Origin of the sequence: Sorangium sp. So ce726 (assembly GCF_051521405.1) — a bacterium.
Classification (GTDB): domain Bacteria; phylum Myxococcota_A; class Polyangia; order Polyangiales; family Polyangiaceae; genus Sorangium.
Genome location: NZ_CP150349.1, coordinates 7,553,117 through 7,568,434, shown reverse-complemented (window position 1 = coordinate 7,568,434; position 15,318 = coordinate 7,553,117). Strand labels below are relative to the sequence as shown.

Genomic DNA, 15,318 nt, shown 5'->3' with positions numbered 1-15,318 from the left:
CTCGTGCAGAACCGAAATGAACGCCCAGGACATCCATGCGAAATGCCCGACCATGACGGAAGTGCGCCATGGCACGCCTCATGCTGATATTCTGGTTCAGCGTCGCTGGCGTGGCCTTTCCCCCCCCGAGGCCCCGGCGGCGCTTTTTCATTTTGTGGCCTGACGCGAATCGGTCACGCCCTCATCGCCCTTCGGAAGATCGGCAATCCTCCGGCCAGGAAGCGCGGACTCCGACGCAACGCCCGGCTCCGAGCGAGGGAGTGCGCCCCACCGCGCGGGTGGGGGCGATGGTCCGTTGGATCATGAAGCAGACGTGAGGCCCGAGCGAGGGAGTGCGCCGTACCGCGCGGCGCGGCGCGTCCGACTCCCTCACCCGGGGCCGGGCGACCCGGATTTCGCCGCCAGGGCCCCGCTTTACCGTTCGACCGTCACCGCCGGCCGTCCCGCTGCAGCTCGGTCACCGCGTTCCTCACGAGCCGGAGCCCCACGTTGTCGTCCTGCGACAGGATCGACTCCGGATGGAACTGAACGGCCGCGAGCGGCAGCTCCGTGTGCTCGATCGCCATCACGACTCCATCCTCGGTCTCGGCCGTGACCTTCAACGATGCAGGGAGCGCGTCGCGCAACGCGTAGAGCGAGTGGTAGCGCCCCGCGCGGAACTCGGGCGGTAGCCCCTCGAAGAGGCGCCCGCCGAGCACGCGCACCTGCGAGGCCTTGCCGTGCATCGGGTAGTCGAGGACGCCGAGCTTGCCGCCGAAGTGCTCGACCATCCCCTGCAAGCCGAGGCAGACGCCGAAGACGGGCAGCCGCCGCTCGAGCAGCGCCGCGAGCGTGCCCGAGAGATCGAAATCGCTCGGCGTGCCAGGGCCGGGCGAGAGCACCACGAGGTCGGGAGCGTAGGCGTCGAGCTCCTCGTGAGGGAAGCCGGCGCGGAGCGTCACCACCTCGGCGCCCGTCTGCCGGAGGTAGTTGGCCAGCGTGTGCACGAAGGAGTCCTGGTGATCCACGAGGAGGACCTTGCGCGTGCCGCCTGGCACCGGGTGGATGGCCGCCGGAGGCGGCGTGGGGACGCCGCGCGGCCTCCGGATCGCGTCGAGGAGCGCCGACGCCTTCACCTGGGTCTCGCGCTCCTCCTCGTCAGGATCGGAGTCGAAGAGCAGCGTCGCGCCGACCCGGACCTGGGCCACGCCGTCCTTGACCCGGATCGTGCGCAGCGTGAGCCCCGTGTTCATGCTGCCGTCGAAGCCGACGATCCCGACCGCCGCCCCGTACCACGCGCGCGGCGAGCGCTCGTGATCCTCGATGAACTGCATGGCCCAGGCCTTTGGCGCCCCCGTGACCGTGACGGCCCACGTGTGGGCCAGGAACGCGTCGAGCGCGTCGAAGCCGTCGCGCAGGCGGCCCTCGATGTGATCGACCGTGTGGATCAGCCGCGAATACATCTCGATCTGCCGGCGCCCGATCACCCGGACGCTCCCCGGCACGCAGATGCGGGACTTGTCGTTGCGATCGACGTCGGTGCACATCGTGAGCTCCGACTCGTCCTTCGCGGACGCGAGCAGGCGCGCGATCTGCGCCGCGTCGGCGAGCGGGTCGCTGCCGCGCGGGATCGTGCCCGAGATGGGGCAGGTCTCGACGCGATTGCCCTCGACGCGGACGTACATCTCCGGCGAGGCGCCGATCAGGTACTCGGCGTTGCCGAGGTTCATCAGGAAGCCATAAGGCGCCGGGTTGCGCTCGCGCAGGCGGTAAAACAGCTCGGTGGGCGCGACCGGGCACGGCTCGTGGAGCGTCTGTCCCGGCACGACCTCGAAGAGATCGCCTCGCTTGAAGGACTCGCGCGCCACCCGGACGAGCTCGGCGTACTCGCCCGGCGCGTACTCGTTCTGGGGCGCGTGGTCGGCGCCGACGTAGGCGCGTGTCGCGCCCTCGCGCGGCAGCCCTTCGGTCGAGCGATCGCCGAACTTCAGCTCGTAGCGCGTGCGCGTCGCGCGCTCGCGGCGGTGGTCGACGGCGATGATCTCGTCGGGGAGGTAGAGCACGAGATCCCGCTGATCCGCCGGGCGCTCCAGGCGGAGCCGGATGGGCTCGAACTGGAAGGCGAGATCGTACGCGAACGCGCCGTAGAGCCCGAAGAGCGGATCACCGGGGACCCCGAAGAGCTCGATGAGCCGGCGCAGCACCGAGAAGATCGACGGCTGCCGGCTGCGCAGCTCCTCCGGCACCCGCTCGCCCGGCGGCCGGACCGCGCCGACCACCTCGTCGCTGCGCCGCTCGAGGGCCGCGACCGCGTCGAGATCCCGGAGGGCCTCGTCGATGGCCGGCAATAGCACGCGCCCGCGCTCGTTCAGCGCGGTGAACCGGAAGTCGCGGCCCCGGGAGATGAGCACGAGCGGCGGATCGACGAAGCCGATGTCCCAGCGCGTGTACCGGCCCGGGACCTCGTAGCTGGACGCCAGGACCACGCCGAGGTGGCTGTCGAGCGCCTCGACGATGGGCTGGATGGCGCCGTCGACGGCGAGGTCCTCGACCGTCCGCCGCACCGCGACGCCCCTCCGCGTAATGTTGCTCTCTCGTTTCACGACCGCGTCTCCTTTTGTGCGATGAGTATACGCGGTGCGGCATGCGCGCCGTACCGGCATCTTCGCCGCGTGCACGCCTCCGTCGGGCGCGTCATCCGTGCTGCGCGCTCGTCGCGCGCACTTCTTGCGCGGACGCCCGACCTCCGTCCGCGGCGCGCTCCGCGAGGTAGATGGCGCGGAGCAGGGGGAAGCTCTTGACGAGGACCTCCTCGTACTCGGCCTCAGCGCTCGACTCCGCGACCACCGCGCCGCCGCTGCCGAAGCTGAGCCCCCGGCCGTCGGCGACGAGGGTCCGTATGGCGATGTTCATGTCCATGGGGCCCTCGTACGCGAGGTACCCGATCGAGCCCGTGTACACGCCCCGCGTGCGCCGCTCCAGCGCGTCGATGATCGAGATCGTCCGGTGCTTCGGCGCGCCGGTGATGGACCCACCGGGGAAGCACGCCTCGAGCGCGTCGAGCGCGCCCTTCCCCTCGCGCAGCGCGCCCGTGACCACCGAGGAGAGCTGGAGCAGGGTCGCGTGCTCCGTGATCCGCTCGAGCGCCTCGACGTCGATCGAGCCCATGGCGCAGACCCGGCTGAGATCGTTGCGGACGAGGTCGGTGATCATGAGGAGCTCGGAGCGGTCCTTGTCGCTGGTCGCGAGATCGCGGCGCAGGGCCAGGGTCTCTTCCTCGGTGGCGCCCTTCGGTCGCGTCCCCTTGATGGGCTCGCTGCGCACCCGCCGCTCCCTGTCGACCGCCAGGAACCGCTCCGGCGAGGACGAGAGCACCGCGCCCTCCGGCAGCTTGAGGAAGGCCGAGAACTCCGCGGGGTTCGTGCGGCGCAGGACGCGGTAGAGGGCGAAAGGATCCAGCGAGATCGGCACGTGGAACTCGTTCGTGAGGCATACCTCGTACGTCTCGCCCTCGCGGATCTCGCGGAGGATGGCCTCGATGGCGTCGAGGTGCTCCCGGCGCGAGAGGCGCGGCGCGTGCGCGATCCGGTCGGCGAAGCCCTCCGGGGCGGGCGGGAGGAGCGGCTCCGAGAGCGCTGGGAGACCGTGCAGGCGCGCCGCGACCTCGTCCAGCCACGATCCGGACGGGGGCGACGCAGGCCACGCACGCTCGTCGTCGTCGATCGCGTCGATCGCGCACGCGTATACAGCGCGCTCGACGTGGTCGAAGGCCAGGATCCGCCGCGCGATCATCATCGCGCTGTCCGGGAGCGCGCGGCGCGGGTGGGCGGACGCGCCGAAGCCGAGGTGCTCCTTGAGCTCGTAGCCGAGGTAGCCCACGAGGCCGCCGGTGAAGTGGAAGGGCAGGCCGCTGGGATCGAGCGATGTCGAGGCGAGCTCCCGCCGGAGCGCGGCGAACGGGCTCCCGTCGGACAGGGTCGAGGTGAGGACGTCCCCAGGGCTTCCGGCGCTCCGCCGCGTCACGGCGGCGCCGCGGCTCTCGATCGCCTCGGTCGCGCTCCCCATGAACGAGAAGCGCCCGTCACGGCCGGCCGCGCTCGAGTCGAGCCAGAACGCGTAAGGGGCCGCGGCGAAGAGCCCGGCGAAGGCCCGCTCGGGATCGATCCACGGGAGCCGGAGATGACGCACGCGCCCGCGTTGCCGCGCGCGCGCGCCCGGCGCGCAAGCGCCCAGCGCGCCTGCGGAGAGGCCCGGCGCGCGTGCGCTCCGCTGAAGCGCCGCGCCCCTCCGGTCGCGCGGCGTGTTCATGGCTATGTTCTTGAAATTGCTGATGATTTTCTTGCCGTGCTCGGTGCCGATCGACTCGGGATGAAACTGCACGCCGTAGAACGGTCGGTCCTTGATCTGGAGGGCCATGATGAGCCCGTCGCCGCGCGTCCGCGCGGTCACCTGGATCTCCGCCGGCAGCTCGCCGTCGCCGACGATCAGCGAGTGGTAGCGCACCACCTGGAACGGGCTGGGCACGCCCTCGAAGAGCCCGGCGCCGTCGTGCTCGATCTCCACGATCTTGCCGTGCATGACCCGCGGGGCATGCTGGATGCGCCCGCCGAAGCGCGCCGCGAGCCCCTGGTGGCCAAGGCAGACACCGAGGATCGCCGTCCCGGCGAGCGCGTCGATCACCTCGGCGCAGACGCCGAAATCGGCCCGGCGCTCCGGGCGGCCGGGGCCGGGCGAGATGACGATGCTGTCGAGCTCCAGGCCCTCGATCTCGGCGAGCGAGAGGCTGTCGTTCCTGACGATGATCGGCTCCTCGCCGCTCACCTCCCAGAGGTACTGCCCGAGGATGTGGGTGTACGAGTCGTAGTTGTCGATGAGGAGTGTCTTCACGGCGAAGCTCGCCTTGGGGCCCGCATCGAGGCCGTCAATGCAGGCGAGCCGGCGCGGATCCGGCTCGGGTGAGGCGCCCCGGCGGCGGGCGCGGATCAGGGGCGGATGATGGCCGCGAGCATGGCCTGGAGCTTGAGCTGCGTCTCGACCAGCTCGGCCTCGGGGCTCGAGCCCGCGACGACCCCGACGCCCGCGACCATCCGCGCGCGCGCGCCGTCGACCGTGGCGCTGCGGATGCCGATGAACCAGTCGCCGTCGCCGCGGGCGTCGACCCAGCCCACGAGCCCCGCGTAGAGCCCGCGCCGGATGCCCTCGTGCGCGCCCAGCCAGGCCTCCGCCGCCTGGCGCGGCGTGCCGCACACGGCGGGCGTCGGGTGCAGGCGCGCGGCGAGCGTGAGGGCGTCCGGCGCCGCCTCCGCGAGCTGGCCGTGGATCGGGGTGCCGAGGTGCATCACGTTGCGGAGGCTCAGGATCGACGGCTCGCTGGGGACCTCGAGCGACGCGCACTCCGGCGCGAGCGCGGCGGCCACGGCGTCGACCACGAAGCGGTGCTCGCGCTGATCCTTGGCCGAGCGCCGCAGGACCTCGGCGAACCGGCGGTCGGCGTCGACGTCGGCGGAGACCGCGTAGGTGCCGGCGAGGGGGTGCGAGGAGACGGCGCGCCCGCGGCGCGAGAGCAGGAGCTCGGGGCTCGCGCCGAGGAAGCCGTCCACGTGGAAGATCGCGCACGAGGGGTAGAGCGCGGTCAGGCGGCGCAGGACCTCCTCGACGACGATGGGGCGGTTCGCCTCGACGTCGACCGCGCGGGCCAGCACGACCTTGGAGAGGGCCCCCTGCTGGATGTCGGCCACCGCGCGCGCGACGCGCCCGCACCACTCCTCGTGCGGGAGCGCCGAGCGGAGCGTGAAGCTGTCGGGCGAGCGCCGATGGCCCTCCGCCCGCTCCAGGTGCGGCGCGGGGGCGGCGCCCTCGCCGATGGTGGTGACCCACGCGGTCCCGTCGGGAGCCGCGCCGACGATCTGGGCCGGCACGACGAGCGCGGCCGGCTCCGCCCGGTCGAACGGCAGGGCGCCGAGCGCCACCGGGCCGCAGCCCGGGCGGCCCACGGCGTCGGCGGCCTCGATCGACGCGAGCGCCTCCTTGATCCACGCCACGCCGCCCTCGATGCCGTGCGGCAGCTCCAGGCGGGCGGCGACCCCGTGCGCGACCAGCTGGGTGCCGGGGTGCAGCCAGACGCGCGCGCCGTCGCCCATGAGCGACGAGACGCCGCCGGGCAGCTTCGCGAGCGTGTCGGCGTCGAGCCGGAAGGTGCGGGCGACGAGCCGCGCCGCCTGGCGGGGGGCGTCGGCCGAGGAGGAGAACGTCAGGGGAGTCATGCACCGCCGTGCGCAGGCCGGTTCGGGCTCGTCCTGCTCGGCAGGACCAGCCTGGAGCCAGCAGGCCACGAGCCCGCGGCACCGTGCCGGATCGCGAGCGCCGGCCACGCAGCATCGGCTCTACCGCCTCCGGAAAGGCTCCGCAAGCGCAAAGCAGCTCACGTTCTGGGCGCGTGCGACGCGCCTCTGCCGCTCAAATTGCCGCTGAAATTGCGCTTCGAGGCGAGGTGGTCGCGATCCGGCACGGTGCCGCGGGCGCGCACGCATTGCGCGCCTTGTCTCGCGCGACGCAGGCGCATCGCGTTTCCCCGCGATGCAGGCGCATCGCGTTTCGCCTCACCTCATCTCGCCGCCAGCGCGCGCCGTGTTGCGTCTCGCCGCCAGCGCTGGTGTCTCGTCTCACCTCACCTCGCCGCCAGCGCGCGTTGCGTCTCCGCGCGGAGCATCGCGCTTCGCGCCACGCGCTGTGCGCGGCGCTGTGCTGCGCTGCCCCGCGAGCAGCGAGCAGAGCAGTGCCGAGCAGCGCGCGCTCCGTCCCGTCTGTGATCGACGGCTCTTTCCTGGGCTTTTTACGCATGGAGAAGCGGCGCGATCCCTTGCCCCCGAGCGCGCATCTGGTCGATGCTGCCGCGGGCACTCGCCCTTCGCGGCGCGCGCGTGAGCGGCGTGTCTCGATAGCTCTGCCGGCCACCGGGAATGTGGAAATTCTCCAGAACAGAGCTCAGAAAGGATCCTGCGATGGACCCCACTCGGCAGCATGATCTCCGCGCATGGCGAACCGCAGCGCTGATCTTCTTCGTCGTCGGGCTGTGCGCCTGCCGTGGAGACAAGAGCCCGCCTGTCCGCGAGAACCGCCCTGGCGCCGCGGCCACGACGGCGGCCGCGGTGTCGGAGGCGCCGGGCGAGAAGGCCATCAAGGCGCAGCCCCCCGCCGTGCCGAACGCCGCCGAGGCGAAGCGATACGCCGGCAGCAAGCTCAAGTATTACAGCGAGCCGGTGGGCGTGGGCGCCGAGCTCGACAGGGTGATGATCCAGCAGTTCCAGAAGGACACCGGCATCGAGGTGACGATCATCCCCCGTCCCAAGGACGCGACCGAGACCTACTCCGTTTACCAGCGCCTCTTCCAGGCGCAGTCCGGGGACATCGACGTGATGATGCTGGACGTCATCTGGCCCGGCGCCTTCGCGCCGAACCTCGTCGATCTGAGCGAGAAGCTCGGCGAGGCGGCGAAGCAGCACATCGAGAGCATCGTCCAGAACAACACGGTCGACGGCAAGCTCGTGGCGATGCCGTGGTTCACCGACTTCGGGCTGCTCTACTACCGCACCGATCTTCTGGAGAAGTACGGGTATCAGAAGCCGCCGGAGACGTGGGACGAGCTGGAGCAGATGGCGAAGAAGATCCAGGACGGCGAGCGGGCGGCGAGCCCGAACTTCCTCGGCTTCGTCTGGCAGGGCAAGGCCTACGAGGGGCTGACCTGCAATGCGCTGGAGTGGATCGCTTCCCACGGCGGCGGCGCGATCATCGAGGGGGGCAAGATCACCGTGAACAACCCGGAAGCCCAGAAGGCGCTCGCGCGCGCCAGGGGCTGGGTGGGCTCGATCTCCTCCGCCGGCGTGACGAGCTACGAGGAGGAGGACGCGCGCAACACGTTCCAGGGCGGCAACGCCGCCTTCATGCGCAACTGGCCTTATGCCTACGCGGCGGGCAACGCCGAGCGGTCGCCGATCAAGGGCAAGTTCGCGGCGGGCCCGCTGCCGCACGAGCCCGGACAGAAGAGCGCGGGCGCCATCGGCGGATGGCAGCTCGCGGTCTCGAAGTTCTCGCCGAACAAGGACGCTGCGATCGAGCTCGTCCGCTACATGACGAGCCCCGAGGCGCAGCGGTTCCGCGCGACCGCGGGCTCTTTCCTCCCGACGATCCGATCGGTGCAGCAAGACCCGGAGGTGGTGAAGTCGCTGCCCTTCCTGGCGAGCGCGAAGGACATCGCGCTCGTGCCGCGCCCCTCGAACAGCACCGGCGCCCGGTACAACGAGGCGTCGATCGCCTTCTTCCAGGGGGTGAGCCAGGTCCTGCAGGGCAAGGAGCCGAAGGAGGTGCTCGGGCAGATGGAGCAGCGGCTCACGCGCGCGCTTCGCTGACGCCGCACACTGCACGCCGCACGCCGCCTTCGCGCGCCTCGCCCACCGCTCGCGCGGCGCGGCCCACGAGATCTCCCGGCCACACCACCTCGCGAGAACGGATATCCCATGAGCATGCCGGCGAACCCAGCGGCCACGAGCGCGGCGGCCCCGCTAGACCATCCATCGCTCGACGCGCGGCGACAGCGGCGCGCCTGGCTGTTCCTCCTGCCGACGCTCGCGGTCGTCGCGTTCATCGCCCTCTACCCCCTCGCCGAGACGTTCTACCTGAGCTTCACGAACGCGCGCCTCGGCACGGGGGAGCCGGCCAGGATCATCGGGGCGCAGAACTACGTCGATCTCGTGCAGGACAGCTACTTCCTCGACGCGGTCCTGCTCACGGTGCTCTTCACGGTCGTCACCGTGCTCGGCGAGCTCGCCCTCGGGCTCGGCGTCGCGCTCGTCGTCAACTCGCGCTTCAAGGGGCGCTCGGCGGTGCGCGCGGCCATGCTCATCCCCTGGGCCATACCGACCGTCATCTCGGCCCAGATGTGGAAGTGGATGTACAACGACGTTTACGGCGTCTTCAACGACCTGCTCGTCAACCAGCTCGGCGTCCTGGACCGCAACATCGCCTTCGTCGCCGATCCTGCGGTGTCGTTCTGGGCCGTGGCGCTCATCGACGTCTGGAAGACGACGCCGTTCATGGCGCTCCTCCTCCTCGCCGGGCTGCAGCTCATCCCGCACGATCTCTACGAGGCAGCGCGGGTCGACGGCGCGACGGCGCTCCAGCAGTTCACCCGGATCACGCTGCCGCTCCTCAAGCCCGCGATGCTGGTCGCGCTCATCTTCCGCACGCTCGACGCGCTCCGGGTGTTCGACGTCTTCTTTGTCATGTTCGGCAACCGGCCGGACATGCAGACCATGGCGACGTACGCTCAGCAGACCCTCGTCAGCGTCTCGAACATCGGCTACGGCTCGGCGATCTCCGTCGCGCTCTTCCTCATCATCGCGGTGTTCATCATGATCTATCTCGCGGTGTTCCGCGCCGAGGAGGCGTGAGATGAGCGGCGCTTCGCGAAGGGCAGCGCGGCGGCGTTCGCTGGGACAGGGCGCCTTGCGGGCCCTGTTCTACCTGCTCGTCGCCGCGGTGCTCGTGTTCACCGTCTTTCCGTTCGTCTGGGCGTTTGTCTCCTCCATCAAGCCCGACGACGAGCTCTTCACGACCCCGGTCCGCTACTGGCCCGGCCGCGCGACGCTCGACAACTACCGCCTCGTGCTGGCGAACGGCGAGTTCCAGACGGCGCTCCTGAACAGCGTGATCGTCGCCGTCTCGGTCACCGCGGTGTCGCTCGCCGTCGGCTCGCTGGCGGCCTACGCGCTGGGGAGGTTCCGCTTCCGCGGGCGCAGCCTCGTGCTCTACGTCGTCCTGGGGATGACCATCTTTCCGCAGATCGCCGTCCTCGGCGCGCTGTTCCAGATGATCAACTTCTTCAAGCTGTACAACCAGCTCCCCGCGCTGATCCTGACGTACCTCATCTTCACGCTCCCCTTCACGGTGTGGGTGCTCACGGGGTTCATGAAGGCGATCCCGCGCGAGATCGAGGAGGCGGCCTACGTCGACGGCGCGACGCACTGGCAGGTGTTCACCCGGGTCATGCTGCCGCTCTCGGTCCCCGGGATGGCGACGACGGGCATCCTCGCCTTCATCGCCGCCTGGAACGAGTTCCTGTTCGCGCTCTCCTTCACCCAGACGCCGGACAAGCGCACCGTGACCTACGCGATCCAGGCGTTCTCGACGACGAGCAGCGGGCTCTACGAGATCCCCTGGGGGCAGACCATGGCGGCCTCCATCGTCGTGACCGTGCCGCTCGTGGTGCTGACGCTGGTCTTCCAGCGGCGGATCCTCGCGGGGCTCACGGCGGGCGCGGTGAAGGGCTGAAGGTGCGTCGGGCGGCGCGGGCGGCGGCTCACGCGCGCCCCCACGGGAAGCGGAGCCAGCGAGGGCCGTAGGCGGCGCCGAGGTCACGCAGCCCCGAGAGCAGCACGCCTGCCGCCATGAGCGGCAGGATCACGCGGAGCGAGAGCGGCGCGTCCCAGCGGGAAAAGCCGGTGGGGCCGTGCGCCCAGCGCCAGATCTCGGGGACGAGGTGGGCCAGCGCGCCGCCGTAAATGATGCCCATCACGGCGTGCATCACCCGCTCTCCCGGGTAGACGCCGCCGAGCGGCCTCCGGACCGTGTCCTCGACGACGAAATCGCGGAGCGTGATCGCGATCTCCGCGAGGAGCAGCGCCGCGAGCGCCCACGCGGCGAGCCCCTCCCAGCGCACGAACGGCAAGGAGGCAAAGAGCGCCGCGTACAGGAGATCGCGCACGCCGTGGAGGACAAGCTCGGGCGCCGTGCCCGGTACGCCGCCGGGCAGGCGCGCCCGCCACTCGTGGTAATAGAGCGTGTCGAAGGCGCCGAGCGCGCCCTGCACGGCGAGGAGCACGAGCGCCGTGATCATGCGCGGGGCTCCGGCGCCGACAACGCGGCCGATTCCGGCGTGGACCCGCCGGCGCGAGCAGGGGGCGCCTCGCTGCTCGCATCGTTCGCCACGCGCCCCTCGTACGCGACGAGCAGCCCGGCGACCGGCGCGAAGATCCGCACGTCGACGTGGACCTCGTCACGGAGCGGCCCGGCCCGCCCCTCGATCCGCGGGGCGAGCCACCCGGGAAGCGGCAGGCCGAGGCGGCGGAGCCCGAGCGTCGACCGCACCTGCTCGAACACGAGCGCTCCGCCCTCGGCGCGGAGCCGGAACCAGCACTGGACGAGGCCGAGCCCCTCCACCAGGAGATCACCCGAGCGCCACTGCGAGGAGAAGAGCGGGCGAACCCCGAAGGTGCGGAGCCACCGTTCCCCGTCGCCCGCCGGCTCGACGGCGAGCGTCACGGCCACGTCCTCGGCCGCCTCCGGCATGCGCAGCAGGCCGGCGACCAGGCGCGCCGCGAGCCCCCGGCCGCGCCGCACGCGGAAGCGACCGCGAGCGCGCACGCCGCCCGCGTGGAGACGCTGGACCGGCGGCGCGAGCGCGGCCCACGCGGCGCCGAGGAGGGCAGGGTAGAGAGCAGGCGCTGGAACACCCTGCGCCGCGCTCGAGCAGGACGCGGGAGCTCCGCTGGGTCGACTGTCCGGCTCCCCGGCGGAGCCGGGCATCAGGCGTCCTCTGGGAGCATCTCTCGCGGCACCGCAGGGCTCCTCGGGGCGACGGCCGCGTCGGCGAGATCGCGGATCTTGACGATGATCGCGTCGTCAGTGTCGTTCCGCGCCTCCTCGCAGTACGACCGGATCTGCCAGAGCAGCTTGCGGGTGCGCCTCAGCTCGAAGACGAGCCATCGGGTCTCCGGCTTCGCCTCCTGGGGGTGGCGCTCCAGCTCGACCTCGATCTCGCGGATGCGCTCCTCGATCTGCTCTCCGGTCGGGAGGATGCGGCCGTTTCCGTGGCAGTCCTTGCACAGATAGGGGCCGGAGTCCGTGTTGATCTCGCCTTCGCCATAACAGCTCGCGCACGTCACCAGCTCGTAGGAGTTCATGCGGCGCACTCTATCCGATCCTGTGCCGTGCTCGCGACCGGCGTCGCCGTCGTTCCCCGCCGGTCGCGCCCCAGGCGGCGTCGCGCTCTCCGGCGTGGCAGGCGATGACGCCTCCGCCATGGAACGCGCGCGGTCGCGACCGGCGTCTCCCGCAGGCGCGGAGGGCCCGGCCGTCTGGCGGTCTCGCCCTCGCTGCGATTTCGCCCAAGCCCAGGGAGCGCTGCGCGTCCTAATTCCGCTTGCGCCGTTCCTTGCGGTAATGGGAGGCATCCTGTGACCTGCCCTCATCCTTCGCGCCGGGGCGCGCTGTGCGTCCTGGCCGTGTGCTCCTTCTCGCTCGGTTGGCCGAGCGTCGTCGTGGCCGCCCCGCTCCCGCGGCTCGCGGTCCAGCGGGCGCCCGCTGCGGCCGACTGCCCGGACGCGCCATCGCTGGCCATCGCGGTCGAACGCGTGATGGAGAGGCGGGCTCTCGACCCCGTGAGCACCGCCGGTCCTCCCACCGGCGCCGGCGATGCGCCGGCGAACGCGGGCGGCGCCCCTCCTGGAGATACGTCAACGAACGGGGGCGGCGCCCCTGCCGGCGAGACGCCGGCGAACGCGGCCGGCGCCCTGGCGAGCGCGGGCGGGGCGGCCGAGCTCGAGGTCCACTTTCTCTACGACGGCACCACCTACACCGCCGTCCTTCAGGCGGGGGGTCGCACCCGGCAGCTCTCGTCCGAGGTGGGGGCGTCCTGCAGCGAGCTCGTCGAGGCGGTGGCGCTGACCCTTGCCATCCTGCTCGACAGCGAGCCGCCTGCGCCGGCCCCGCTCGCGCCTACGCCGGCAGCGCCCGCGCGTGTACAGGCTCCTGTCGCGCCCGCGCCGGCTCCTGTCGCGCCGGCGCCGCCGCGTCCTCCGCCTCGGGCGGCGCGCGGGGACGTCTCGATGGAGCTCGGCGCCGCGCAGACCGTGGGCATGCTCGATCCCTTCCGGGCGGGCGCGATGGCCGATGTCTCCCTGCGGCGCCGCGCGTGGTCGGCAGGCGTCGGCGGGGTATGGCTGCCCCCTCAGGACACCGAGCTCGCGCCGGGCGTCGTCTCCCTCGGGCTCGGCGCCGCCACGGCGCGCGGCTGCGCGACGATCGCCGGCGCCCTCGACGGCCTCAGGCTCTCGGCCTGCGCGGCGGCGGTGCTGGGCGCCGTTTACGGCTCCGGCAAGGGGTTCGCCCCGGATCGCGAGGCCTCCGCGCCCTGGTTCGCCCTCGGCGGCTCGGCCGTCGCGGAAGGAACCCTCCTCGGCTCCAGCGCGCTGGGCTGGTCCGCGCGCGCGACGCTCCTCGCGCCGGTCGCGCGGGCGCGCTTCACGGTCGAGCGCCGCGAGGGCGACGAGGCCGGCGCGCCCCTGACGCAGGACGTGGCGCTCGACCCCTCCCCGGTGGGGCTGCTCGTCGGCCTGAGCGCCCGCGTGTCGATTTTCTGATGGCAAGCCACGGGACCCGCCACGGAGGCGATGGGCATGGCGAGAAGCGGCAGGACAGGATGACCTTCGGAGAGGTCTATGCGCAGCACTTCCGGTTCGTGTGGCGTTCGCTGCGGCGCCTCGGTGTGCCCGAGAGCGACGTCGCCGACGCGGTCCAGGACGTGTTCCTGGTCGTCCATCGGCGGTTGTCCGAATTCGAGGGTCGATCGAAGATTACGACCTGGCTCTACAGCATCTGTTTTCACGCCGCCCGTGACCGGCGCAAGCTCGCGCATATGAGGCGGCGCGCTCACGACGACGAGCCGCTGCTCGACTGCGCCGATGACCGGGCCGACGTCGGCGCGGAGGCGGAGCGGCGGCAGGCGATCACGCTGCTCGAGGCGATCCTCGACGAGCTGCCCCTCGAGCAGCGCGCCGTGTTCACGCTCTTCGAGCTCGACGGCATGGGCGGCGAGGAGGTCGCCGAGCTGCTCGACGTCCCGCTGGGGACCGTCTACTCGCGCCTCCGCCTCGCCCGCGATGCGTTTCGCCGCGCCGTCGCGCGCCTGAAGGCGCGCGACGAGTTCCATGTGGGCGGGGCGCGGGTCACCACGCGGTCGCAGCCCGTCTTGAAGGCGGCGGCCGTCGAGCGCGCGCCGGTGCCCGAGGGGCATCCTTCGGTCGTCCTTCCGCTGCCGGAGGTGGAGCGGCAACCCGTCTGGAAGCGCGCAGGAGGGGAGCGATGAGCGATCCGGTGCGCTGGCTCGACGCCGAGGCGAATGCGCTCGAGATGGAGTGCGAGCTCCTGCGAGCCGCGCCGTCGGCGGACCCGCCCGACGGGGCGCAGGAGCGGGTGTGGGCCGCGATGGCCGCGCAGATCGGCCTCGCCGGAGCCGCCGCGCTCGGAGGGGCTCAAGGCGCCGCGGGAGGAGCGCTGCCGGTGAACGCGGGCGGCGCGGCGAGCGCGGGCGGCGTGGCGAGCGCGAGCGCGAGCGGCGCAGCGAGCGCGGGCGCTGGCGAGATCGCCGCGGCTGTGTCCGCGGGCAAGGTGGTGTCCGCTGCTGCGGGCGCCGGCGCTGCTGGCGCGGCGGTCACCGGCGGCGTGGCCGCAGCGGCGGGCGCTGCGGGGATCCTGAAGGCGATGCTGTTCGGCGCCGCCTGCGGGGGCCTGATCGTCGCCGGCTATGTCGTCGTGGCCCCCTCGAGCGAGGCGCCGCCGGCTCGGATCGTCGAGGCCGCGGAGGCCGTCGCGGCGCCGGTATCCGCGCCGGTTTCGCCGCCGGAGGGCCGTGGGCCTGCCGCGCAGGCCGAGCCGGCACCTGCCAAGCCGCCGCCTGTCGAGCTGGCGCCGCCTGCCGAGCCGCCGCCGGTCGAGGCGCCGCTGCGATCCAGGCCGCTTCCGCCGGTCGAGGCGCCGCTGCCGGACAGGTCACCCGCGCGGAACGGCCCCCGCGCGACCGCGACGCCCGCGAGCCCGGGCGCGCCGCTATCGGAGCACGCCGCGAGCGCGCCGCCCGCGGCCGGGGTGGACGTCCCCGAAGCGGCGCCCGCGCCGGAGGCTACAGGCGCGGAGCTCGGCGCGGAGGGCGCGTCCAGCCCGGGGCTGCGGGAGAGCCGGCTGCGCGAGGAGCTGACGCTCCTCGGCGACGCGCGCGCGGCGCTCCGGCGCGGCGATGCCTCCGGCGCGCTGAGGATCGCCGAGCAGGCGCGGCTCCGCTTCCCCGGCGGCGCGCTGGCGCAGGAGCGCGAGGCGCTCACCATCGAGGCGCTCTGGCAGAGCGGCGATCGCGCGGCGGCCGCGCAGCGCGCGTCGGCGTTCCTCCTCGCCTATCCGTCGAGCCCGCACGTCCCTCGCCTCCGCTCTTTCACCGCTCACTAGACCGAGGGGCAGAAGTCCTGCCAGGGATCTGCCTCGCGAGCCGAGAGAGAGTTCAACGCAAAGGCG

Annotated in this window: 12 protein-coding genes; 6 read left to right on the top strand and 6 right to left on the bottom strand. The window is 72.3% G+C overall.

Annotated features, from left to right (window positions below):
• Nucleotides 1–428: 428 nt before the first annotated feature.
• The 3 genes from WME79_RS28185 to WME79_RS28175 form a co-directional block, all read right to left on the bottom strand.
• Complete coding sequence (locus WME79_RS28185; RefSeq protein WP_437520912.1) at nucleotides 429–2,642, bottom strand: anthranilate synthase component I; 2,214 nt, start codon at nucleotides 2,640–2,642, stop codon at nucleotides 429–431.
• Between the two features lie 31 nt (nucleotides 2,643–2,673).
• The gene (locus WME79_RS28180; protein WP_437520909.1) at nucleotides 2,674–4,866 is read right to left on the bottom strand and encodes a chorismate-binding protein; all 2,193 of its coding nucleotides are present in this window, start codon (nucleotides 4,864–4,866) and stop codon (nucleotides 2,674–2,676) included.
• A 95-nt stretch (nucleotides 4,867–4,961) separates the two neighbouring features.
• Nucleotides 4,962–6,242 carry an isochorismate synthase gene (locus WME79_RS28175; RefSeq protein ID WP_437520907.1) on the bottom strand — a complete coding sequence of 427 codons (1,281 nt, stop codon included), beginning with the start codon at nucleotides 6,240–6,242 and terminating at the stop codon, nucleotides 4,962–4,964.
• A 738-nt stretch (nucleotides 6,243–6,980) separates the two neighbouring features.
• Between WME79_RS28175 and WME79_RS28170 the strand changes: the two genes are divergently transcribed.
• The 3 genes from WME79_RS28170 (at nucleotide 6,981) to WME79_RS28160 (ending at nucleotide 10,305) form a co-directional block, all read left to right on the top strand.
• A complete protein-coding gene (locus tag WME79_RS28170) occupies nucleotides 6,981–8,384 on the top strand; it encodes an ABC transporter substrate-binding protein (protein ID WP_437520905.1) in 1,404 nt (467 codons plus the stop codon).
• A 108-nt stretch (nucleotides 8,385–8,492) separates the two neighbouring features.
• A complete protein-coding gene (locus WME79_RS28165; protein ID WP_437520903.1) occupies nucleotides 8,493–9,425 on the top strand; it encodes a carbohydrate ABC transporter permease in 933 nt (310 codons plus the stop codon).
• Between the two features lies 1 nt (nucleotide 9,426).
• Nucleotides 9,427–10,305, top strand: coding sequence for a carbohydrate ABC transporter permease (locus tag WME79_RS28160; RefSeq protein WP_437520900.1), 879 nt, complete (start codon nucleotides 9,427–9,429; stop codon nucleotides 10,303–10,305).
• Nucleotides 10,306–10,333: 28 nt separating this feature from the next.
• On the opposite strand, the gene WME79_RS28155 is transcribed toward WME79_RS28160, so the two are convergent.
• Genes WME79_RS28155 through WME79_RS28145 form a run of 3 tightly spaced genes read right to left on the bottom strand, consistent with a single transcriptional unit; the run spans nucleotide 10,334 to nucleotide 11,936 of the window.
• Nucleotides 10,334–10,870: a hypothetical protein gene (locus tag WME79_RS28155; protein ID WP_437520897.1), complete on the bottom strand. Its 537-nt coding sequence runs from the start codon at nucleotides 10,868–10,870 to the stop codon at nucleotides 10,334–10,336.
• On the bottom strand, nucleotides 10,867–11,559 hold the full coding sequence (locus WME79_RS28150; RefSeq protein WP_437520894.1) for a DUF4166 domain-containing protein: 693 nt from the start codon (nucleotides 11,557–11,559) through the stop codon (nucleotides 10,867–10,869). Before WME79_RS28150 ends, WME79_RS28155 begins: the two co-directional genes overlap by 4 nt.
• Nucleotides 11,559–11,936, bottom strand: coding sequence for a hypothetical protein (locus WME79_RS28145; protein WP_437520892.1), 378 nt, complete (start codon nucleotides 11,934–11,936; stop codon nucleotides 11,559–11,561). Before WME79_RS28145 ends, WME79_RS28150 begins: the two co-directional genes overlap by 1 nt.
• 273 nt (nucleotides 11,937–12,209) lie before the next feature.
• On the opposite strand from WME79_RS28145, the gene WME79_RS28140 reads away from it, so the two are divergent.
• From WME79_RS28140 to WME79_RS28130, 3 genes are read left to right on the top strand one after another with little or no spacing between them, the layout of a single operon-like run.
• Nucleotides 12,210–13,394, top strand: a complete 1,185-nt coding sequence (locus tag WME79_RS28140) for a hypothetical protein (RefSeq protein WP_437520890.1) — start codon at nucleotides 12,210–12,212, stop codon at nucleotides 13,392–13,394.
• The gene (locus tag WME79_RS28135) at nucleotides 13,394–14,119 is read left to right on the top strand and encodes an RNA polymerase sigma factor (RefSeq protein ID WP_437520887.1); all 726 of its coding nucleotides are present in this window, start codon (nucleotides 13,394–13,396) and stop codon (nucleotides 14,117–14,119) included. The genes WME79_RS28140 and WME79_RS28135 overlap by 1 nt, the downstream gene beginning before the upstream one ends.
• Nucleotides 14,116–15,252: a hypothetical protein gene (locus WME79_RS28130; RefSeq protein ID WP_437520884.1), complete on the top strand. Its 1,137-nt coding sequence runs from the start codon at nucleotides 14,116–14,118 to the stop codon at nucleotides 15,250–15,252. Before WME79_RS28135 ends, WME79_RS28130 begins: the two co-directional genes overlap by 4 nt.
• Nucleotides 15,253–15,318 lie beyond the last annotated feature (66 nt).

Excerpts from the sequence above, each read along its gene's own strand:
- WME79_RS28185 (WP_437520912.1), bottom strand. The coding sequence starts at position 2,642 with ATGCCGGTACGGCGCGCATGCCGCACCGCGTATACTCATCGCACAAAA.
- WME79_RS28175 (WP_437520907.1), bottom strand. The coding sequence starts at position 6,242 with ATGACTCCCCTGACGTTCTCCTCCTCGGCCGACGCCCCCCGCCAGGCG.
- WME79_RS28170 (WP_437520905.1), top strand. The coding sequence starts at position 6,981 with ATGGACCCCACTCGGCAGCATGATCTCCGCGCATGGCGAACCGCAGCG.
- WME79_RS28165 (WP_437520903.1), top strand. The coding sequence starts at position 8,493 with ATGAGCATGCCGGCGAACCCAGCGGCCACGAGCGCGGCGGCCCCGCTA.
- WME79_RS28160 (WP_437520900.1), top strand. The coding sequence starts at position 9,427 with ATGAGCGGCGCTTCGCGAAGGGCAGCGCGGCGGCGTTCGCTGGGACAG.
- WME79_RS28155 (WP_437520897.1), bottom strand. The coding sequence starts at position 10,870 with ATGATCACGGCGCTCGTGCTCCTCGCCGTGCAGGGCGCGCTCGGCGCC.
- WME79_RS28150 (WP_437520894.1), bottom strand. The coding sequence starts at position 11,559 with ATGCCCGGCTCCGCCGGGGAGCCGGACAGTCGACCCAGCGGAGCTCCC.
- WME79_RS28145 (WP_437520892.1), bottom strand. The coding sequence starts at position 11,936 with ATGAACTCCTACGAGCTGGTGACGTGCGCGAGCTGTTATGGCGAAGGC.
- WME79_RS28135 (WP_437520887.1), top strand. The coding sequence starts at position 13,394 with ATGGCAAGCCACGGGACCCGCCACGGAGGCGATGGGCATGGCGAGAAG.
- WME79_RS28130 (WP_437520884.1), top strand. The coding sequence starts at position 14,116 with ATGAGCGATCCGGTGCGCTGGCTCGACGCCGAGGCGAATGCGCTCGAG.